Raw genomic sequence first — 21,557 nt, 5'->3', positions numbered from 1 at the left:
CCTTTCCAGGTGGCGATCCTCTCGCTAGCAGAGAAGAAACAGCACTGCCATGGCGCATCAGCCTCTTCTGTTGGCCCTGGACCAGGGCACGAGCAGCTCCCGAGCTGTGGTCTTCAATCCGGCGGGCGATCTGGTCGCCAGCGCTAGTGCCCCCCTACCGATCCAGTACCCAGCCGATGGCTGGGTCGAGCAGGATCCACTAGAGATCTGGGCGAGCCAACGGCAAGCCCTCATCGACCTTCAGCAAAAGCTGAGTGACGATCAGCGCCAAGCGGTGGTGAGCTGTGGGATCACCAACCAACGGGAAACAACCGTGCTTTGGCGACGCAGCACCGGTGTTCCTTGCGGTCCAGCGCTGGTCTGGCAAGACGGTCGGACCGCATCCATCTGCGCAGACTGGAAGCGCCAGGGATTGGAACAGGACTGGCGGAGACGCACAGGGCTCTTGCTCGACCCCTATTTCAGTGCCAGCAAAATCCGTTGGATGTTGGAGCACTACGGAGAAGCAGCTGCCGCCGCCGCCACCGATGACCTCTGCTTCGGCACCGTGGAATCGTGGCTCCTTTGGCAACTCACCGAGGGCCAGCATCACGGAAGTGATCTGAGCAACGCCAGCCGCACCCTGCTGCTGGACCTGGAACAACGCCAGTGGGTGGATGACTTCCGCATCCACACCGGATTACCAGCCAGTGCTTTACCCGAGCTGCTGCCCTGCCGAGGGGACATCGCCCAAATTGCCGCAGGCCTGCCCTTTGAAGGGCTGCCGATCCAGGCGATGCTCGGAGATCAACAAGCCGCCACCCTCGGACAACTCTGCTTGCAACCCGGTGAAAGCAAATGCACCTACGGAACAGGAGCGTTCCTCGTGATCAACACCGGCAACGAGATCCGTCGATCCGAAGCTGGGCTCCTCAGCACCCTGGGGTGGACCGACGCTGATGGGGTGCCCACTTACTGCCTTGAAGGCAGCCTCTTCAATGCCGGCACCGTGATCCAGTGGCTTCGGGATGGTCTCCAAATCATCGAGAGTGCCGAACAGGTGAACGACCTCGCCAATCAAGTTGCTGATTCAGGCGGCGTGATGCTGGTGCCGGCCTTCACAGGTTGGGGAACCCCCCACTGGAACCCAGAGGCACGGGCAATCCTGGTGGGGCTAACCCGCGACAGCAACCGCTGCCACATTGCAAGGGCCGCCCTGGAGGGGATCGCCCTGTCCGTGTCCACCCTCGTGGACCTCGCGGAACAAGCCCTCGGGCATGGGCTGGGAGAACTTGCAGTCGATGGGGGAGCCGCCGCCTCGGATCCGCTCCTGCAGGCCCAAGCAGACAGCACAGGGCTCACGGTGCGGCGACCCGCCAGTCTTGAAAGCACCGCACGAGGCGTGGCGTTGTTTGCAGGTTTACAAGCTGGAGTGGTCAACGATCTGAACAACCTTGCCCTCCACCGACGTGATGGAGCCCAACTGTTCCAACCGCAGTGCGATGCGGTGCAGCGCAAGGCTTGGCGAATCCGTTGGGATGACGCCGTGACCCGCAGCTTGAACTGGCATGAATGATCACAACGTTGATTTGGTTGTGATCGGCGCGGGGGCCAGTGGCGCCAGCGTGGCCTACGAGGCAGTTCGTCGCGGCCTTTCCGTTGCGCTCTTAGAGGCAGGGGATATCGGCGGTGGCACGAGTAGCCGGAGCACGAAATTGCTGCACGGCGGCGTGCGCTATCTGGAACTCGCTTTTAAAACCCTCGACCTAGCGCAGCTAAATCTTGTACGGGAGGCATTGCTGGAGCGGGGCCATTGGTTGGAACAAGCTCCGTTTTTGGCCCGGCGCCTCGAACTAGCACTCCCCACAAAAACGCTGTGTGGCCAGGCTTACTACCGCATCGGACTCGGCCTGTACGACGCCCTCGCAGGGCGTCAAGGCATTGGCTCGAGTCGATTGCTGTCGAGCCACCAATTGGACGAAGCCCTGCCGCAGTTGAAACGCTGCCAAGGCGCTGTGGCCTACAAAGATGGGCAATTTGATGACGCGCGACTCAACCTGCTTCTGGCATTAACCGCCCAACGGGCCGGGGCACAGCTACGCACCCGCTGCAAAGTGGTTGGACTCGAACGCAATGGCGCCGGCCGGCTGGTGGCCGCTATCAGTGAAACCGGAGACGGGACGCAAGAACGCTGGACAACCCGCGTGGTTGTGAACGCAACAGGACTCGGTGCCGATGCCGTTCGTCGATTAGCAGACCCGGCATCCCCGGCACGGATGCTCACAAGCCGTGGAAGCCACATCGTGCTGAAGCAAAACCTCTGTCCGCAGGGCCTGGGACTTCTCGTTCCCTCCACAGCCGATGGCCGAGTTCTGTTCATGTTGCCGTTCTTTGGACGCACATTGGTGGGAACCACCGATGAAGCCTGCGATCCAAACCTGGCCTCGTCCTGTACGGCTGACGAAGAAAGCTACCTGCTGAATTATGTGCGTGAGTGGTTCCCAGGCTGTGCTGAACCGCAGGTCACCAGCCGTTGGGCCGGAGGTAGACCGCTGCTCAAACCACCTGGAGAGGGTCTAAACAGCAGCAGAGTGGTCCGCGAGCACGAGGTGGAGACCCTTCCCTGTGGATTGGTGAGTGTGATGGGCGGCAAGTGGACCACCTGTCGACCGATGGCTCTTGACACCCTGGCAGCAGTCGAGCAACAGCTAGGGCAACCACTTCCATCCCCCAAAGCCGTGGTGCTACTGGGAAGTGGAGCCACGCCAACAGCCACACGAGACGAACTCGAAACACAAACAAACCAGCTCGAAACTCTCTTGCCCAACACTCCTCAACGCGCTGCGCAGATCGAGCATCTTCAGGGCAGCCATGGTCTTCAGGCCGTGCCGATGATCGAAGCCGCTGATCCTGAGAAGCGAGCCCCCCTGAGCGACGTGATTCCCCTCTGTGAGGCAGAGATCTCCCATGCCATCCAATCGGAGCATGCCCGCAGCAGCACCGACGTACTGGCCCGCCGTTGCCGCCTAGCGATGGTGGATTTTGCTGAGGCGCAACGGCTGGAGCCTCTCGTTGAGACCTACCTCGCTCAGTCCGGTCTCGTATCGGGCGCCACCTCCACCTCACCAATGAGCCACCAGTTGAATCCGTAGGGCGGCAAATTCACAAACCACTCCTCGTTAGCAATTGGGAATTCACACCCCCACATCACTTCGCGCGTGCGTTGTCCTTTCCACGCCGATAGATCCAAGCTCAATGAGGCCCCAGCAGCGGTCACATTGGCTGCCACCAAAACAGACATCTCGTCGGTGGATCGCAAATACACCAAAACGCCTGGATGACTGCTGGGGAGCAAGGTGAAATCCCCGTGTTGCAGTGCTGGCAGCAACCGACGGGAGGTGAGCATCCGCCGATGCCAATTCAACAATGAACCCGGCAACTGCTTTTGCACCTCCACATTCACGACTCGGTAGTCATAGCCAGCAGCCGTAATGGGAGGCAGCACCAGCAATGGATCGGGAGCCATGGAAAAACCACCATTGCGGGCTGGGGTCCAAGCCATCGGAGTTCGGTTGGGATCACGGTCCCTCAATCCAGGCCAATCGCCCATCCCCAGCTCATCGCCGTAATACAAGCAAGGCATCCCGGGCAGGCTGTACAACAAACCGTGCAAGAGGCGGTTGGAACGGGGATCACCGTTGAGCAACGGAGCCAGACGACGGTTAATTCCCCAGTTCAGCCAATGGCCCTGCCCCTGGGGCAAACCAAACCGCACCGCTTGAATCACCTCATCGTCAATGAGGTGTCCATCGCCAAGCCAAAGCTCATCATGGTTGCGTAACGGCAGCGCCCACCGGGGACCCTCTATGGCCTGCTCTGCTTCAAGCAAACACTCGCCCAACTTTTGAGCCGTACCGCTGGCGATGGCCGCAAACAAATGGGCTGTGAGCACAAAATTGAAGGCCCCCTGAAGCTCATCGTCCGCGAGATAAGGCGCCGCCTCCTCCACAGGTTGAATCGCCTCACCGAGCAGCAACACATCGCGGCCATGGGCATCCACGCGCTTCCGCAAGCGCTTGAGGAACGCATGGGTTTCCGGCAGCCCTTCGCAACGGGTTCCTTCTGCCTCAAATAAAAACGGAACGGCATCGAGGCGAAAGCCATCCACCCCCCTCTCAAGCCAGAAATCGACGACTTCCAACATTGCCTCCTGAACCCAGGGATTGGCGTAGTTGAGATCTGGCTGATGACGGAGAAAGCGATGCAGGTAGTACTGCTCCGCAACGGAATCCCATTCCCAGTTCGATGATTCAAAGTGCCGAAACAGCACCGGCGCATCGCTGTACTGCTTGGGGTCATCACTCCAGACGTAGACCCCACGCTCAGGACTGCCTTTTGGAGCCCATCGGGCCCGCTGGAACCAGGGGTGTAAGTCACTGGTGTGGTTCAAGACCAAGTCGAGAATCACCCGCATGCCCTGGCTATGGGCTGCTGTCAGGAAGCGATGAAACGACGCCAGATCGCCAAGATCTGGATGAATCCCTTTGAAATCAGTGATGTCATATCCACCATCCCGCAGTGGGGATGGATAGATAGGCGTCAGCCATAGGGTTTTCACCCCAAGCCAACGCAGGTAAGGCAAACGGGCTGCCAAACCTTTGAAATCACCGATGCCATCACCGTTCCCGTCGGAGTAGCTACGAACGATCAGTTGATAAACGACCGTTCCTGACCACCATGGCCGCCCTGTGGTCATCCCCCGGATGCAGATGCACCACTGCTAGACCCGTCTGGCCAGAACGTCAGCCCCGTGATCCTCTCCATCCAACAATTGACCCGGATGCAAGAGAGCGTTGGCTCGGGGATGACTCGACCCTTGGCCTGGCGCAAAGAGCAGTTGGGACGGCTGATGACACTGGTCGAACAGCATGAGCAAGACGTGCTGAAAGCCCTTCAAAAGGATCTCGGAAAACCAGCAACCGAAGCTTTCTTTGAGATTGTCGCCCTGCGGCAAGAGTTGAAATTCACACGTCGACATTTGCGTCGATGGATGCGTGCCAAACGGGTGCCTGTTCCCGTTGCCCTCAGCCCGGGGCAGGCCCAGGTGATTCCAGAACCCTTGGGCTGCGTCCTCGTGATCGGTCCCTGGAATTACCCCTTCCAGCTCACCCTGCGTCCTCTCATCAGTGCCCTGGCAGCTGGCAATACGGCGGTTTTGAAGCCCTCGGAACATGCACCGGCTGTTGCAGAGTTAATCGCCAAGCTGGTCGCCGACCATTTCGAGCCAGAGGTCGTGAGGGTTGAGCAAGGCGATGGTGCCGTCGCAGCACAACTGGTGGCCATGCCGTTTGACCATATCTTTTTCACCGGTGGCGGAAACATCGGCCGCAAAGTCCTGGCCGGAGCGGCCACAAACCTCACACCGGTCACCCTTGAACTGGGAGGGAAAAGTCCTGCCCTTGTGCTTCAAGGCGCCAATCTTGAGGTGAGTGCCCGTCGGTTGATCTGGGGTAAAGGCATCAATGCTGGGCAAACCTGTATTGCCCCAGACCACCTTTTGGTGGAGTCCGATCTCTACCCAGACCTCCTCAATGCGCTGCGCAATGAACGCTTGGCGATGTACGGGGACAATCCACTGGCATCCGATCAGCTCGGGAAAATCATCAATGAACAGCAGTTCCATCGACTGGAACGATTGCTGGAAACAGCAAGGGCGAATGGTCGAATCTTGATTGGCGGCGAAATCAGCCGAGAGCAACGTCGCATCGCCCCAACCGTGATTGAAGTGAATGATCGTCAAGATCCACTCATGGGCGAAGAACTCTTCGGACCGCTCTTGCCCATGCTTCGCCTGGACAAGCTCAGCGAGGCTCTTCAGACAATCCGACACCAAGGCAAACCCTTGGCTCTTTACCTATTTGGAGGAAGCGAAGCCCAACAGCAGGAGGTGCTGAGCACCACCAGCTCAGGTGGTGTTTGCTTAAACGATGTCGTGATGCAAGCCGGCATTCCAGAACTCCCCTTCGGAGGCGTCGGCGCCAGTGGTATGGGGAGTTATCACGGTCACAACGGTTTTCAGACCTTCAGCCACTACAAGGCCGTCCTGAAACGGGGGTTCCGGTTTGATTTCAAACTTCGGTACCCGCCTTACTCCTTAGATCTCGACGTGTTGAGACGAATCGCGGGATGAGCTAATGAGACAGAGACATCCCTTCCGCAGCAGTCGCTCTGGGGGGGTGGCGCTTTGCTTCAGGCACCGTATGGTTCGGGAAATGAAAGGAGTCGAATGCGCCGCTCTGGTTTCGCCGTCCTTGCCCTGACGGCTCTAATCCTTCCCCTCTCGGCGACCGCCGCCACCATCACGGTGCGACCAGGCGAAACGCTTACAGACATTGCCTACCGTTCAGGCGTGAGCGTGGGCACTTTGATGCGGCTCAACAACATGAGCAATGCCAACTACTTGGAGGCGGGCAGCCAGCTTCAAGTGCCAGGGCCAAGGGTGAATGCCGGCAGCGGGCGACATCGCGTGAAAAAGGGAGAGACCCTCAGCAGAATCGCAACCCAATACAAGGTGAGCAGCCGAGATCTGATGATCGTCAATGGCCTCCGCAACGCCAACCACGTGGAAGTGGGCCAAACCCTGAAATTACCCAGCAACGCCGTTCTGCCAAAACCTGGCTTCAAACCCGTTGCAGTAACTCCCATCGCTGGAGCCACTGAACACACTGTGGTTAAGGGGCAAACCCTCACCCAAATTGCCAAGGCCTACAAGCTGCCAATCTCCACGCTGATCAGCATCAACGACCTCACCAACCCCAACAAAGTGGAGGTGGGCACACGGCTGTATCTCACACAACCCACTACCGCTTTGGCGACCCAAAGCGTTTCTGCCAAAGCCACCCCAAGCCAAAGCAAGCCGGCAGTGACCAAGCCCGTTCAAACCAAAGTCAGCAAGGCAAAACCTGCCAAGAAGGTTGTGCCTGCCTCGAAAACCACCAAAACGCAACTTGCAAAGTCGACGGATTGGAGAACCTATGGCCCACTCCAGGTGGACTGGGCCAACTGGCAACCGATGGGCGGCAGTCAGGTGGTTCCTACACTGAATGCCCAAGGCCAAGGCTTGTACCTGGCGGTAAATTGTTCAGCCAAAAAAATTAATGCCACCGGAGCCGATGGCAGCTGGAAACTCTGGGCCTCCCCCCAAAGCCGCTTCGAGAAAGACTTGGTTAAAGATCGCTGTCAAGCCAGGGCATAGCGAGGCCTATGCCGCGTAATCCAGTGGCCATGGAGTCTTAAGGAAACTGCGACCGCTCTCCCGGAGGTACAGCCGTTGAGCACCATCGTTGCTCTCACGAATTAATTCCTCCTGCACGAGTCGCCGTGCCAGCCAGGTCCAGCGGTCTCCACGACCGGGCTCATGCAAGGCGAGGTGCTCACCCAAACGTCGAAGGTCCATCCCCTCCTGGTCTGCCAGGTGCGTCAACAGGGTTTGCACCTGAATAGACCAGTCACGGTGATTTGGAGCGGTTTTGCAGCGGTCGCAATGTCCACAGGGGCTCACAAGCTCCCCCACAGCCAGCAACAAAGCCTGCTCACGACACATCTCGCCTTCAGCAACAGCCTCCATCCGTCGGAGCTGCTGCTGAGCAAGATCAAGGCGTCGGCGCTCCTCTAGCGAGGAACCTGAACGACCGGACGCCTGCATCGCCCAGCTCAACGTTGTGCGATCGCCTGGAGAGAACAACACAAGACAACTGGCGGGTTGGCCGTCGCGTCCTGCCCGACCCGATTCCTGCAAATAGCCCTCAGGGGTTGCTGGAAGATCCAGGTGGAGCACCAAGCCGACATCACCACGATCGACCCCCATGCCAAAAGCCACAGTTGCCACGAGCACGGGACGCTTCTGTTCCAAGAACCGCGTCAAAGCCGTCCGACGGGTGTCTGGGTCCAACCCAGCGTGGTACGGCGTGGCATCAACTTTGTGCTCCCGGAGCCGCTCGGCCCAGAGCTCGACAGACCGGCGCGTCCGGGCATAGATCAACGCAGCTCCTCGGGATTGCTCCAAGGCCTCCAGCACCTGCGGCATCGGATCCCTAGGCCGACGTTGCATCGTGTAGTTCAGATTGACGCGCCGAGCCGAGCTCACCTGCACCAAGGGACTGCGGAGATCGAGCAAGCGCAGGATGTCGGCCCGCACCCTCGGAGCCGCCGTCGCACTCAACGCCAGCATCGGAACGCCGGGGCAGAGTCGACGAATCATGCCCAAACGTCTGTAGTCAGGACGGAAGTCGTGCCCCCAGGCACTGATGCAGTGGGCCTCATCGACGGCAAGAGCCACGAGACGTCCCTCAGATGCATGGTTTTCCAACATCTGGCGCGTCGCCTCTCCCTGCAAGCGCTCCGGCGCGATGTAAAGCAATCTCAGGGATTCATCGCGCAAACGCGCCATGGCTTGTTGCCTTCGGCCTGGATCAAGCCCTGCATGCAAACAGGCTGCTGTGATCCCCCGTTTCTGGAGTGCCAACACTTGGTCCTCCATGAGAGCCACGAGCGGCGAAATCACAACCACTAAGCCATCACGCACCAACGCTGGGAGCTGATAGCAAAGCGACTTGCCTCCTCCCGTTGGCAAGACCGCCAACGCATCGCGTCCTTCTAGAACAGCCTCAACAACGGCGCGCTGGCCAGCTCGAAAGCGATCCCACCCAAAGTGAGTCTGCAAAGCGCTTTCGAGGGAGTCCAGGACACACCAGATCTAGTGCCCCCAGGATAACGAGCACAAGATCTGGTGTTAAGCCAAGGGCGGCGGATCCAATTGGTCTGGTGATTCCTCCACCAACTGCAGGCGGACACGCTTTCCACCTGCCAACTCCCCCAACGACACGCGCATCGTGGCCCCACTTAGAGACTGCAAGGCATTGAGTACATCACGGAGATAAGGCGTACTGCTGCCACTTTCCACCCAAAGGCGCTCGTGCAAACCGCCAAGACGTCTCCAGGACGTATGCAGCTTGAGAACCGCCGACTCCAAAGCCTGCGCCTGACCCACCGCGTCCGCCAGAAGGCCGAGGGCATCAAGACGTTGCGCCTCTTGCATTGCTTTGTCTAAGTCGAGCTCCCCCTGCTGAAAAGCCCGAACGGCAGCACCCGACTCATTGGCCTTCGTAATCCAACGGGCCGTACTGGTGACATCTTTAATGCGATCCAGCTCGGGTTCATCCCGCAGCACCTTGCGAAAATCCTCTTGTTGCGGTTCCGGCAGCTTGGCAAGCTCCCGAACAAGGGGCGCCACAGCTCTAGGCGGGAGAAGATTCTCCTGGGTGCGCTGACGAATTTCCTCCGGCAGCAACGGACTGGTCGCCGCAGTGAATTCATCGGTCAAGCGACGAACTTGCTTCCGCGTGATCTCCTGACCTTCATTGGCCGCCTCCGAGATCATCAGCTGAACTTCTGGAACCGCCTGGGCCGTTTCCATGAAGGCGCGTTTCGAAAACTGATTGACGCTGCTTTCCTCTAAGGCGCCCTCCGTGAGCATCGCGTCCGCCGCTTCAGCCAACTGAATCAAGCCGTAGGCCCGCGTTTTGCTGATTTCGTTTTCTCGAAGCCATTGGAGGAAGCCTGCTCCACGCCCCTCGCCACCTCTCTTTTCCCGGTCACGAACGGCTCCAAGAATGCGACCGCGCCAAATTTCAGTTTGCAAATCGAAGCGATCGCAGATGGCCCAGGCCTGCTCCAGGCGGGCCAGAAACTCCATGGTGCTGATGTCATCGCTCTCTGGATCAGGAAGATCCAGCTGCAATGAGGGTTGATCAGGCACAACAGATGTGGTCAAGTGCAACGCCAAGGAGGAACGGACGACATTCTGTGACGTAGAGGTCTCCTGCCGCATCCAGCGAGATACGCTCAAAACTGCATCCTTTTTATGCACAGCGATGGCGATCTCCCGCGGCGCCAAGGTGCGCATCAAGCGTCCCGAGTCCTACTGGTTCAACGAAGTTGGCACTGTTGCCACAATCGACACATCTGGAATCCGTTATCCGGTGGTTGTTCGCTTTGAAAAGGTGAACTACAGCGCCATGCAAGGCGTTGATGGCGGCATCAACACCAACAATTTCGCCGAGTCAGAACTCGAGTCCGCCTGAGGCCATTGCCTGAGCTTCCTGAAGTTGAGACGGTTCGCCGAGGATTAGCGGACCGTCTTGAATCTTTTGAAATCGCTGAAATCGAAGTCTGCCGAGCGAGGGCCATCGCGAGTCCGGGTGGAGTCGAACGATTTGTGGCGGGCCTAAAGGGTGCCATGGTCGGAGCTTGGTCTCGCCGTGGCAAATACCTCATGGCCCAGCTCGAACCCAATCGAGGCAGCTGGGGCGTGCATTTGCGAATGACCGGCCAATTCCAATGGCATGCGACGCCAGCAGCACCTTGCAGTCACACGCGCGTGCGTTTTTGGAATCAAAACAACGAGGAACTGCGTTTTGTTGACCTGCGCAGCTTCGGAGAGATGTGGTGGATACCAGAAGGCAACGACCTCGACAGCGTGATGACGGGTCTTAAACGACTCGGGCCAGAACCCTTCAGCGATGCATTCACAGGTGCCTATCTCAAGCAACGGCTCAAGGGTTCCGCACGACCCATCAAAACCGCCCTGCTGGATCAATCTCTTGTTGCCGGAGTAGGAAACATCTACGCCGATGAGAGCTTGTTCGCGGCTGGGATTCCACCTCTCTCACCATCGGGGAAGCTCACGATCGAACAACTGGTCCGACTCCGAGATGAACTGGTCAACGTGCTGCACATCAGCATCGGGGTTGGAGGAACAACCTTCAGCGACTTTCGAGATCTAGAAGGCGTCAATGGGAACTATGGGGGGCAGTCTTGGGTGTATCGACGCAGTGGACAGCCCTGCCGCAAATGTGGAACGCCCATCATCCGGGAAAAGTTATCGGGCCGAAGCACCCACTGGTGCCCGAGCTGTCAGCGCTAGTTCACCAACGGCAATGCACTTAGGGAGTGTCTTGAGGGAGATCGAATGACACCAAATTCAGTAATCAGCCCTGTAATCAAGTGGGCTGGAGTGATGTCAAAAGCAGGATTCCAAGCACGCACACCGAAGGCACAAATAGGTTCACCGTGGAAATGGGTAATTTCATCCTCCGGACGCTCCTCGATGGTGATGGCATCACCATCAACGGTGGTGATGTCGATACTGCTGCTTGGAGCACAAACATAAAAAGGCACCCCATGGGCTCGCGCAGCAAGGGCGAGGTTGTAGGTACCGATCTTGTTGGCCACATCTCCATTACCAGCAACACGGTCACAACCGACCAAAACAACATCCACCTCACCGCGACGCATCAGCAAACCACTCGCTCCATCAACAATCACCGTCGAGGGCACACCACAGCAGCCAAGTTCCCAAGAGGAAAGAGCGGCCCCCTGCAGACGCGGACGGGTTTCATCCAGCCAGGCATGCTTCAAAATCCCATGCTGATGACCGGCCACGATCACACCAAGGGCCGTACCGACTCCAGCCGTGGCGACGGCACCGGTGTGGCAGTGATGAAGAACACGACAATCATCCGGCAAAACCCCAATGCCGTAATTCACCAATGCCTGCGTGAGGGCACGATCCTCCGCTTCGATGACAGCGGCAAGGCGTTCGAGTTCACGAACATCAACCCAACCTTTGGAGTTAACGAACGATTGCATCCGATTGAGCGCCCAACTCAAATTGACTGCAGTCGGGCGGGACGCACGTAGACCTTCAATGGCTTGATCAAGATCATCTCCAGACCGTGCTGCCAAAACAACACCCCACGCGGCAGCAATCCCAATAGCAGGGGCACCACGCACAACCATCGAACGAATCGCGTCGCTGACCTCATGCCACTTGGTGAGCTGCCGGTAAACAACCGAATGGGGCAAGCAGCGCTGATCGAGCAAATCAAGCTGACCGCCAGTCCAGCGCAAACTCCGAGGAAGCGTCAAAACAGGGGTTTAACTTCTACTTATATAGAAGAAAACAGCACTCCGAAGACGTGAACACGAACCAGGAGCTTCGCGAACAGCTAACGAAAACCATTTCAGACCTGCATGGGCGGAGATGGTGTGAGGGCACAGGGGGCAATTTCAGTGTTGTCGTTCAACGAGACCCAATCCATCTACTCATGGCTCCCAGCGGCATTAATAAGGGTCGAGTGGAGCCAGCACAGCTCGTAATCGTGGATGAACATCAACATGTCATTGAGGGCCGAGGACAAGCCAGTGCAGAAACAACACTGCACGTCGAAATCATTAAACGATTGGAATGTCGCGCAGTTCTTCATACACACTCCATTAATGCCACCGTCCTTTCAGATCATTTCGCAGAGCAAGCCAAAATCCGATTAGAGGGATGGGAAATGCTCAAAGGATTAAGAGGGATTATCAGTCATGAAACATCAATCGATATTCCGATCGTGTCTAACAATCAAAACATCAAGGAACTCAGCCAGACCGTTCGACCGTATCTCAGTAGCACCTTGCCAGGTCTTCTTGTGGCAGGCCATGGTCTCTATGCTTGGGGGAATTCATTGGCAGAAGCTCAGCGTCATGTGGAGATTCTTGAATTCTTATTCTCAGTTCTATTGCAGAAAAAACTATTGGAATCTAATTCATGATTAGCCATATCTTGCTCGACATCGAAGGAACAACATGTCCGGTGTCATTCGTAACAGAGACCCTATTCCCTTATGCAAAATCAGAGTTAAAGAGTTTTCTCCATCGCCACAGAAATGATCCAATTATCAATAAACTTATTCATAATGCCGAGGATGAATGGATTAAGGACAACAGTGAAGACAGCACAAGACTCAGACATGAATCAGAGAAAGGACAGCAGACAAAAGATCTAAAAATCGAAGCCTATCTACAGCTGTTGATTAAAACCGACAAAAAGTCCACTACGCTCAAAGACATTCAAGGAAAGATTTGGAAAGAAGGGTATACAACAGGAAGAATCTCTTCAGAACTTTTCGAAGATGCCCATGAAAATCTAAAAAAATGGCACAAACAAGGATACAAACTTTCGGTGTATTCGTCCGGCAGCGTCGAAGCACAGCACTTACTTTACAAATTCACTAACAAAGGAGACATTGAGAATCTATTTAGCTCCTGGTTCGATACCCATATTGGCAACAAGAAAGAGCCATCGAGCTATACGGCAATTGCATCGGTCATGGGCTGCAAACCCCAACATATTCTTTTCATCAGCGACAACAGTGACGAATGTGATGCAGCCAAGAATGCAGGGCTATGCACCCTTTACAGCATGCGAGACGGCAATCCCCAACAAGAACCCAGAAATCATCCTGTGATCAGTAGTCTTGAAGAGGTAGAAAAGTGGCTTAACCCCAAGGTATAGGGCACAAAAAAACCACCTCCGCAGAGGTGGTTTCTTCGTAAAAATGATCAGACCGGTATGGTCTTCAGATCACTTTTTTAGAGAATGTTTTACCTGGCATTGAGCTATTTTCTCAGGGGGCTACCCCCCAAATATCGTCGCCGCTGATGCGTTTCACAACCGAGTTCGGGATGGATCGAAGTGGTTCCACACCGCCATGAACACCAGGATAAAACCATTCTCAGAGGGTGAACCCTGAGAACTGCATAGGATTACAACTTGCGTTGCGCGTCTGAATCAACAAAGAATTTGTCTTCAGGCAAGAACCAAAATGTTGGTCAAGCCCTCGGTCTATTAGTACTCCTCCGCTGCATCCATTACTGGACTTCCACGTAGAGCCTATCAACGGGTGTTCTTCCCGTGACCTTACTGGGTTACCCCATGGGAACACTCATCTTGAGGTGGGCTTCCCACTTAGATGCTTTCAGCGGTTATCCACTCCGCACATGGCTACCCAGCGTTTACCGTTGGCACGATAACTGGTACACCAGAGGTGCGTTCCTCCCGGTCCTCTCGTACTAGGGAGAAATCCTCTCAATGTTCCTACGCGTACACCGGATATGGACCGAACTGTCTCACGACGTTCTGAACCCAGCTCGCGTACCGCTTTAATGGGCGAACAGCCCAACCCTTGGGACCGACTTCAGCCCCAGGTTGCGATGAGCCGACATCGAGGTGCCAAACCTCCCCGTCGATGTGAACTCTTGGGGGAGATCAGCCTGTTATCCCTAGAGTAACTTTTATCCGTTGAGCGACGGCCCTTCCACTCAGAACCGTCGGATCACTAAAGCCGACTTTCGTCCCTGTTCGACTTGTAGGTCTCACAGTCAAGCTTCCTTCTGCTTTTGCACTCGTCAGCTGATTTCCAACCAGCCTGAGGAAACCTTTGCGCGCCTCCGTTACCTTTTAGGAGGCGACCGCCCCAGTCAAACTGCCCACCTGATACTGTCCGCTCCCCGGATAACGGGTGAACGTTAGAATCCTAGCTCTGAAAGAGTGGTATCTCACCATTGACTCCCTCGTACCCACGAGCACGAGATCAACATCTCCCACCTATCCTGCGCATTCAGAGCCCGGACACAATACCAAGCTACAGTAAAGCTTCATAGGGTCTTTCTGTCCAGGTGTACGTAGTCCGCATCTTCACAGACAATTCTATTTCGCCGAGCCTCTCTCCGAGACAGCGCCCTGATCGTTACGCCTTTCGTGCGGGTCGGAACTTACCCGACAAGGAATTTCGCTACCTTAGGACCGTTATAGTTACGGCCGCCGTTCACCGGGGCTTCAGTCGCCAGCTTCGCTTACGCTGACCGGCTTCCTTAACCTTCCGGCACTGGGCAGGCGTCAGCCCCCATACATCGTCTTGCGACTTAGCGGAGACCTGTGTTTTTGGTAAACAGTCGCCAGGGCCTCTTCACTGCGACCACATTGCTGTGGCACCCCTTCTCCCGAAGTTACGGGGCCATTTTGCCGAGTTCCTTAGAGAGAGTTACCTCGCGCACCTCGGTATTCTCTACCACCCCACCTGTGTCGGTTTCGGGTACTGGCAATCATGTCTTAACGGGTATAGAGCTTTTCTTGGAAGCATGACGTCACCAACTTCGCTGCCGTAGCAGCTCGTACTCACGCCTCAGCTCGGAACGTTTTCACCGCTCCTCAACGCCTCGAACGCTTGAACCAGTAACCAACATCTGGCTTGGCTAGCCTTCTCCGTCCCTCTTCCCAAAACATGACCGGTACAGGAATGTTGACCTGTTATCCATCGACTACGCCTTTCGGCCTCGCCTTAGGTCCAGACTAACCCTCCGCGGACGAGCCTGCCGGAGGAACCCTTAGGGTTTCGGTGCATGGGATTCTCACCCATGTTTTCGCTACTCAAGCCGACATTCTCACTTCTATGCAGTCCACATCCGCTCACGCTAATGCTTCGCCCCACATAGAACGCTCCCCTACCATAAAATCCGCAGCTTCGGTACAACACTTAGCCCCATTCATTTTCGGTGCAGGATCGCTCGACCAGTGAGCTATTACGCACTCCTTTGAGGATGGCTGCTTCTAGGCAAACCTCCTGGTTGTCTATGCAATCCCACCTCCTTTATCACTTAGTGTTGATTTGGGGACCTTAGCTGGCGGTCTGGGCTGTTTCCCTCTCGACCATGGAGCTTATCCCCCACAGTCTGACTGCCTCGCTACACACAGGGTATTCAGAGTTCATCTCGATTTGGTACCGCTCTCGCAGCCCGCACCGAAATGGTGGCTTTACCCCCCTGCTGGAGCACGAGACGCTACGCCTCAACGTATTTCGGGGAGAACCAGCTAGCTCCGGGTTCGATTGGCATTTCACCCCTAACCACAGCTCATCCGCTGGCTTTTCAACGCCAGTCGGTTCGGACCTCCACTTGGTATCACCCAAGCTTCATCCTGGCCATGGTTAGATCACCCGGGTTCGGGTCTATAAACACTGACAAACGCCCTATTCAGACTCGCTTTCGCTATGGCTCCACCATTTCCGGTTTAACCCGCCAGTGCCTATAAGTCGCCGGCTCATTCTTCAACAGGCACACGGTCACCCTATGAGTAGGGCTCCCATTGCTTGTAGGCTCACGGTTTCATGTTCTATTTCACTCCCCTCCCGGGGTTCTTTTCACCTTTCCCTCGCGGTACTGTTTCGCTATCGGTCACACAGTAGTACTTAGCCTTACGAGGTGGTCCTCGCGGATTCACACGGAATTTCACGTGCTCCGTGCTACTCGGGATACAGCTAGCTCAGTTCAGTTTTCAGATACGGGGCTTTCACCCTCTGTGGCGTGCCATTCAAACACTTCTCCTAACATTCCTGATACACGTTGCTGTCCCACAACCCCGATGGTCGAAACCATCGGTTTAGGCTCTTCCCCGTTCGCTCGCCGCTACTTAGGGAGTCGTTTTTACTTTCCTTTCCTCCAGCTACTAAGATGTTTCAGTTCGCTGGGTTGGCTCGCGCCAGCCTATGTATTCAGCTGGCCGTATAAAAGGGTTGCCCCATTCGGAAATTCCCGGATCAAAGCGTGCTTCCAGCTCCCCGAGACTTATCGCAGGTAACCACGTCCTTCATCGCCTCTGTGTGCCAAGGTATCCGCCGTGAGCCCTTTGTAGCTTGACCAATTAACCTCTTAAACGCTTACTGCGGTTGAAAGCAGATTCTTCTGGTTTCATCAACAACTTTCGTTGCTCATAAAAACAAAATCAAACTCTGATTCGCTCGACACGAATCAAAGAACATCTAAGAGTCTCGGCTCTTGCTCAAAAGAATTTTCATTGTTCTAAATCTAAATTCCCTTTCGAGAATTTAAACTGAAAACAATGCATCTGTAAGATGCTTTGTTTTTCCAGACTTACCTATGCAGTTGTCAAGGTTCTACTAGACATCAAATTAATCTTGCGATTAATCTGAGCCCAGCATCTTATCAACCGATCAAGTAATTCTTACTGATCTGGAATGACAGGAAGCTGGGGTCCAATCTAGTGGACACATCTAAATCACACTCCTTCGAGTTCATCCTCCGAGTTACCGGACAATGGAGATTGAGTTCGGTCAGTGGAGGTTAGGAGACTCGAACTCCTGACATCCTGCTTGCAAAGCAGGCGCTCTACCAACTGAGCTAAACCCCCAACACCGAATGGGCCATCCTGGACTTGAACCAGGGACCTCACCCTTATCAGGGGTGCGCTCTAACCACCTGAGCTAATGGCCCAGGGGACTCTTCCCTTGCGGGGTGTGACCTAGACAAAGTTTAGGAACTGAACATCTCTTTCAATCTCTCGATGATTGCTCATCAATCTTTGAAATAATGTTGAGGTACCGATCGACCTAAGGTGACAGGATTTCGGCCTAAGAATAAAATACTCAGACATCAAAATCATTGTTTTGTCTCCCTGTTAGGAGGTGATCCATCCGCACCTTCCGGTACGGATACCTTGTTACGACTTCACCCCAGTCATCAGCCCCACCTTCGACGTCCTCCTCCACAAGGGTTGGAGTAACGGCTTCGGGCGTGGCCAACTTCCATGGTGTGACGGGCGGTGTGTACAAGGCCCGGGAACGTATTCACCGCAGTATGCTGACCTGCGATTACTAGCGATTCCTCCTTCACGTAGGCGAGTTGCAGCCTACGATCTGAACTGAGCCACGGTTTATGGGATTTGCTTGTCCTCGCGAACTTGCTGCCCTTTGTCCGTAGCATTGTAGTACGTGTGTAGCCCAGGATGTAAGGGGCATGATGACTTGACGTCATCCACACCTTCCTCCGGTTTATCACCGGCGGTCTCTCTAGAGTGCCCAACTAAATGCTGGCAACTAAAGACGTGGGTTGCGCTCGTTGCGGGACTTAACCCAACATCTCACGACACGAGCTGACGACAGCCATGCACCACCTGTCACTGCGTTCCCGAAGGCACTCTCTCGTTTCCAAGAGATTCGCAGGATGTCAAACCCTGGTAAGGTTCTTCGCGTTGCATCGAATTAAACCACATACTCCACCGCTTGTGCGGGCCCCCGTCAATTCCTTTGAGTTTCACACTTGCGTGCGTACTCCCCAGGCGGAACACTTAACGCGTTGGCTACGACACCGAGGGGGTCGATTCCCCCGACACCTAGTGTTCATCGTTTACGGCCAGGACTACAGGGGTATCTAATCCCTTTCGCTCCCCTGGCTTTCGTCCATGAGCGTCAGTGATGGCCCAGCAGAGCGCCTTCGCCACTGGTGTTCTTCCCGATATCTACGCATTTCACCGCTACACCGGGAATTCCCTCTGCCCCTACCACACTCAAGCCCCTCAGTTTCCACTGCCATGATGGAGTTAAGCTCCACTTTTTAACAGCAGACTTGAAGGGCCGCCTGCGGACGCTTTACGCCCAATAATTCCGGATAACGCTTGCCACTCCCGTATTACCGCGGCTGCTGGCACGGAATTAGCCGTGGCTTATTCATCAAGTACCGTCAGATCTTCTTCCTTGATAAAAGAGGTTTACAGCCCAGAGGCCTTCATCCCTCACGCGGCGTTGCTCCGTCAGGCTTTCGCCCATTGCGGAAAATTCCCCACTGCTGCCTCCCGTAGGAGTCTGGGCCGTGTCTCAGTCCCAGTGTGGCTGATCATCCTCTCAGACCAGCTACTGATCGATGCCTTGGTGAGCCATTACCTACACCAACTAGCTAATCAGACGCGAGCTCATCCTCAGGCGAAATTCATTTCACCTCGCGGCATATGGGGTATTAGCAGCCGTTTCCAGCTGTTATCCCCCTCCTGAGGGCAGATTCTCACGCGTTACTCACCCGTCCGCCACTAACCCGAAGGTTCGTTCGACTTGCATGTGTTAAGCACGCCGCCAGCGTTCATCCTGAGCCAGGATCAAACTCTCCGTTGTAGATCAACCCCTTTTGGCTTTCACCTCAGATTGACTTGCTTCACCCACACATAAGCACTGGCGTACTTACTGCAGTTGTCGCCACCTTGTCTTCTGACAGATCAAGGGTTCTTAAGAGTGCACTTCTGATTTCTCATCGTGACTTTCCAGGATCTCAGATCCGGTCGTTGCTCCACACTGCGCACACCGACAACTCAAAGGCTCGTGAAAACCTCCTTGTTGTAAGCGCAATGCTTCATTGCAACTTAAATTTTTTGACGGGACCTCACACCTTTATCGCAATTTCATTCGAATTCAAATCACATCTCTCGCGATGCAATCCAAACTCAAACGCGATAAAAGCGTCAGTTCCTAAACTTTTCAATTGTCCAGGTGCGATCAACTCAAACCATCTCCCTCTCGGAAGCAGTCGGCTGATCAACGCGGTCGTTTCCAACCGCTTTTGAAACTTACAACACCGTCGGATTTCTCCCGCGGCCCCGTAAGCCGACCTCAGAACATCTAAAGGCCTTCGCCTTCAGCGCTTCGGTCTTGCGCGCTCGCCTCTCGGCTCCCGCGCAAGACAAAAACATAACACCCCTCACTCCCCTCGCGCAACTGGTTGCTCACCGTAAGCATCTGCAGACTTGCTTCCACTGGCGGAACCCTTTGCCATCACTAGGTTTCAAAAAGAAGCCTGCACCTGGAGTGCCATGGGGACGCGATTTACCGAAGAAAGTCAGCGATTTCGCCCCAGTTCTAAAGAAGACCAAGTGGTCCAGAAGGCCCAAGAACACTTCGAACGCACTCTCATATCGATTCAGGGACAACTGGCCGGCAGCGTTGCAGCCCTTGAAAGCAGTTATGCCGATTCAGAGCTGAACTACGGCGAAATCTTTGTTCGGGACAACGTCCCGGTGATGATTTATTTGCTGGTGCAAGGTCGCTTCGCGATCGTGAAGCAATTTTTGAAGGTTTGCCTCGACCTCCAAAGCACGAGTGTGCAAACCCGTGGGGTTTTTCCAACAAGTTTCGTTGAAGAAGAGGGGAATCTGGTCGCTGATTACGGCCAGCGGTCCATTGGCCGGATCACCTCTGTGGATCCGAGCCTGTGGTGGCCGATCCTTTGTTGGATCTACGTCAAAAGAAGTGGAGACACTGATTTTGGTCGGAGTCCGGAAGTGCAACGCGGAATCCAGCTCCTTCTTGATCTAGTGCTGCACCCCAGCTTTGAAGGAACACCAGTGCTGTTCGTACCGGACTGCGCCTTCATGATCGATCGTCCAATGGACGTTTGGGGCGCACCACTGGAAGTGGAAGTGTTGTTGTACGGAGCACTACGAAGCTGCATTGAACTCATGGAGCTTTACCAACGCCACGACACCAGCGCACTCCTGGCAGAACGTCTCCGCCTCAGTCGCAAATGGACGCATGACCTGCGCCAATTTCTGTTGAAGCACTACTGGGTCACCAGCAAAACCATGCAGGTCCTCCGGCGTCGCCCCACGGAGCAATACGGAGACAACCAGCACCAAAACGAATTCAATGTTCAACCTCAAGTGATCCCTGATTGGCTACAGGACTGGCTTCAGGATCGGGGTGGATACCTCATCGGCAACATTCGAACTGGCAGGCCGGACTTCCGTTTCTACAGCCTCGGCAATTCGCTCGCCTCGATGTTTGGACTGCTCACGGCACCACAACAAAGGGCCTTATTTCGGCTCGTGCATCACAACCGAGATCACCTCATGGCACAAATGCCAATGCGGATTTGTCATCCGCCAATGGCAGGGGTGGAGTGGGAGAACAAAACGGGGTCTGACCCTAAAAACTGGCCCTGGAGTTATCACAACGGTGGGCATTGGCCAAGCCTGCTTTGGTTTTTTGGGTCATCAATCCTTCTCCACGAACGGCTGCATCCCAATGCCGACGTGTTGTTAATGAGTGAAATGACAACCCTCCTCGACGAGTGCTACTGGAGCCATCTCAACCAACTTCCACGTCAACAGTGGGCTGAATATTTCGACGGTCCAACAGGAACATGGGTAGGGCAACAATCAAGGACATTTCAAACGTGGACCATCGTGGGTTTCCTTTTAACCCACCATTTCCTGCGCGTGAATCCCGATGACGTCTTAATGCTGAATCTGGACGCTGGCCTCAGCCGCTAGCTCTAAGAGGCAAAAAAAAGGTCATAAAAAAACCCCAGCTCGAAGGCCGGGGGGTTTCGCAGTGCACTCAAAAAAGGATCAGAACAATCCAAGGGTGAGCGACTTATCGATTGGCAGCGCAGCGCCAATACCCAAATAAATGGTGGTGATAGTTCCAAACAGGAACACAGTCATCGCCACAGGGCGACGGAAAGGGTTTTGGAACTTGTTGAAGCTCTCAATGAACGGAACAAGCATTAGGCCTAGGGGAACCAATGTTTGCAACGCGATTCCAAGCAGTTTGTTTGGAACAACACGCAGGATCTGGAACACAGGATAGAGATACCACTCAGGCAAGATCTCTAGTGGTGTAGCGAATGGATCGGCCTTATCGGCCAACATTGCAGGGTCCAGAACAGCGAGGCCAACAACGCAAGCGATTGTGCCAAGAATGACGACCGGGAAAATATAGAGAAGGTCGTTCGGCCAAGCTGGCTCTCCGTAATAGTTGTGCCCCATGCCCTTGGCGAGCTTGGCCCGCATTTTGGGATCAGAAAGGTCAGGCTTCTTGAGAATGTGCATCAGTTAATCCAAGTGTTGAAAG

General features: G+C 55.1%; 14 protein-coding genes, 2 tRNA genes and 3 rRNA genes. 9 read left to right on the top strand and 10 right to left on the bottom strand.

The features are described 5' to 3' along the window. Positions 1 to 49: 49 nt before the first annotated feature. Together glpK and BL107_RS04335 are read left to right on the top strand one after the other, a co-directional pair. Positions 50 to 1,555, top strand: a complete 1,506-nt coding sequence (gene glpK, locus BL107_RS04340; protein WP_009789055.1) for a glycerol kinase GlpK — start codon at positions 50 to 52, stop codon at positions 1,553 to 1,555. Continuing rightward, positions 1,548 to 3,131 carry a glycerol-3-phosphate dehydrogenase/oxidase gene (locus BL107_RS04335; RefSeq protein WP_009789054.1) on the top strand — a complete coding sequence of 528 codons (1,584 nt, stop codon included), beginning with the start codon at positions 1,548 to 1,550 and terminating at the stop codon, positions 3,129 to 3,131. The genes glpK and BL107_RS04335 overlap by 8 nt, the downstream gene beginning before the upstream one ends. Here the strand turns inward: BL107_RS04335 and BL107_RS04330 are convergent. Next, positions 3,068 to 4,735, bottom strand: coding sequence for an alpha-amylase family protein (locus BL107_RS04330; RefSeq protein WP_009789053.1), 1,668 nt, complete (start codon positions 4,733 to 4,735; stop codon positions 3,068 to 3,070). The two genes, BL107_RS04335 and BL107_RS04330, sit on opposite strands and share 64 nt — an antisense overlap. A 108-nt stretch (positions 4,736 to 4,843) precedes the next feature. On the opposite strand from BL107_RS04330, the gene BL107_RS04325 reads away from it, so the two are divergent. Both BL107_RS04325 and BL107_RS04320 read left to right on the top strand, forming a co-directional pair. Next, positions 4,844 to 6,169 carry an aldehyde dehydrogenase family protein gene (locus BL107_RS04325; RefSeq protein ID WP_369791564.1) on the top strand — a complete coding sequence of 442 codons (1,326 nt, stop codon included), beginning with the start codon at positions 4,844 to 4,846 and terminating at the stop codon, positions 6,167 to 6,169. Between the two features lie 96 nt (positions 6,170 to 6,265). Beyond that, positions 6,266 to 7,234 (top strand): LysM peptidoglycan-binding domain-containing protein, encoded by a 969-nt coding sequence (locus BL107_RS04320; RefSeq protein WP_009789051.1) that lies wholly within the window; start codon positions 6,266 to 6,268, stop codon positions 7,232 to 7,234. Between the two features lie 6 nt (positions 7,235 to 7,240). On the opposite strand, the gene BL107_RS04315 is transcribed toward BL107_RS04320, so the two are convergent. Next, positions 7,241 to 8,701 carry an ATP-dependent DNA helicase RecQ gene (locus BL107_RS04315; protein WP_009789050.1) on the bottom strand — a complete coding sequence of 487 codons (1,461 nt, stop codon included), beginning with the start codon at positions 8,699 to 8,701 and terminating at the stop codon, positions 7,241 to 7,243. A gap of 69 nt (positions 8,702 to 8,770) precedes the next feature. Continuing rightward, positions 8,771 to 9,733: a hypothetical protein gene (locus tag BL107_RS04310; RefSeq protein ID WP_369791577.1), complete on the bottom strand. Its 963-nt coding sequence runs from the start codon at positions 9,731 to 9,733 to the stop codon at positions 8,771 to 8,773. A gap of 178 nt (positions 9,734 to 9,911) precedes the next feature. Here BL107_RS04310 and BL107_RS04305 point away from each other — a divergent pair, with 178 nt between their 5' ends. Continuing rightward, on the top strand, positions 9,912 to 10,121 hold the full coding sequence (locus tag BL107_RS04305) for a photosystem I reaction center subunit IV (protein WP_009789048.1): 210 nt from the start codon (positions 9,912 to 9,914) through the stop codon (positions 10,119 to 10,121). Between the two features lie 5 nt (positions 10,122 to 10,126). Then, positions 10,127 to 10,963, top strand: a complete 837-nt coding sequence (locus BL107_RS04300; protein ID WP_009789047.1) for a DNA-formamidopyrimidine glycosylase — start codon at positions 10,127 to 10,129, stop codon at positions 10,961 to 10,963. Here BL107_RS04300 and mtnA read toward each other — a convergent pair. Next, the gene (mtnA, locus tag BL107_RS04295) at positions 10,960 to 11,967 is read right to left on the bottom strand and encodes an S-methyl-5-thioribose-1-phosphate isomerase (protein WP_037988059.1); all 1,008 of its coding nucleotides are present in this window, start codon (positions 11,965 to 11,967) and stop codon (positions 10,960 to 10,962) included. The genes BL107_RS04300 and mtnA overlap by 4 nt on opposite strands. 50 nt (positions 11,968 to 12,017) lie before the next feature. Here mtnA and mtnB point away from each other — a divergent pair, with 50 nt between their 5' ends. Beyond that, positions 12,018 to 12,638 carry a methylthioribulose 1-phosphate dehydratase gene (mtnB, locus tag BL107_RS04290; RefSeq protein ID WP_037988057.1) on the top strand — a complete coding sequence of 207 codons (621 nt, stop codon included), beginning with the start codon at positions 12,018 to 12,020 and terminating at the stop codon, positions 12,636 to 12,638. Beyond that, the gene (gene mtnC, locus BL107_RS04285) at positions 12,635 to 13,381 is read left to right on the top strand and encodes an acireductone synthase (protein WP_009789044.1); all 747 of its coding nucleotides are present in this window, start codon (positions 12,635 to 12,637) and stop codon (positions 13,379 to 13,381) included. Before mtnB ends, mtnC begins: the two co-directional genes overlap by 4 nt. Before the next feature lie 91 nt (positions 13,382 to 13,472). Here the strand turns inward: mtnC and rrf are convergent. The 5 genes from rrf to BL107_RS04260 all read right to left on the bottom strand — a co-directional run bounded on the left by rrf (position 13,473) and on the right by BL107_RS04260 (position 18,824). Next, positions 13,473 to 13,589: ribosomal RNA gene (gene rrf / locus BL107_RS04280) — 5S ribosomal RNA — on the bottom strand. Positions 13,590 to 13,694: 105 nt separating this feature from the next. Further along, positions 13,695 to 16,562 (bottom strand): 23S ribosomal RNA (locus BL107_RS04275). Positions 16,563 to 16,998: 436 nt separating this feature from the next. Beyond that, a tRNA-Ala gene (locus BL107_RS04270) sits at positions 16,999 to 17,071 on the bottom strand. A gap of 9 nt (positions 17,072 to 17,080) precedes the next feature. Further along, a tRNA-Ile gene (locus BL107_RS04265) sits at positions 17,081 to 17,154 on the bottom strand. Positions 17,155 to 17,338: 184 nt separating this feature from the next. Then, positions 17,339 to 18,824, bottom strand: a 16S ribosomal RNA gene (locus tag BL107_RS04260). The 16S, 23S and 5S rRNA genes sit together here with 2 tRNA genes alongside, the layout of an rRNA operon. Positions 18,825 to 19,516: 692 nt before the next feature. Between BL107_RS04260 and BL107_RS04255 the strand changes: the two genes are divergently transcribed. Next, the gene (locus BL107_RS04255) at positions 19,517 to 20,974 is read left to right on the top strand and encodes a glycoside hydrolase 100 family protein (protein WP_009789043.1); all 1,458 of its coding nucleotides are present in this window, start codon (positions 19,517 to 19,519) and stop codon (positions 20,972 to 20,974) included. Positions 20,975 to 21,052: 78 nt separating this feature from the next. Here BL107_RS04255 and petD read toward each other — a convergent pair whose 3' ends face one another. Continuing rightward, complete coding sequence (gene petD, locus BL107_RS04250; RefSeq protein ID WP_009789042.1) at positions 21,053 to 21,535, bottom strand: cytochrome b6-f complex subunit IV; 483 nt, start codon at positions 21,533 to 21,535, stop codon at positions 21,053 to 21,055. Positions 21,536 to 21,557: the final 22 nt, after the last annotated feature.

The organism is Synechococcus sp. BL107 (genome assembly GCF_000153805.1).
In the GTDB taxonomy this organism is placed as follows: domain Bacteria; phylum Cyanobacteriota; class Cyanobacteriia; order PCC-6307; family Cyanobiaceae; genus Parasynechococcus.
This window is presented reverse-complemented; position numbering and strand designations above follow the sequence as displayed.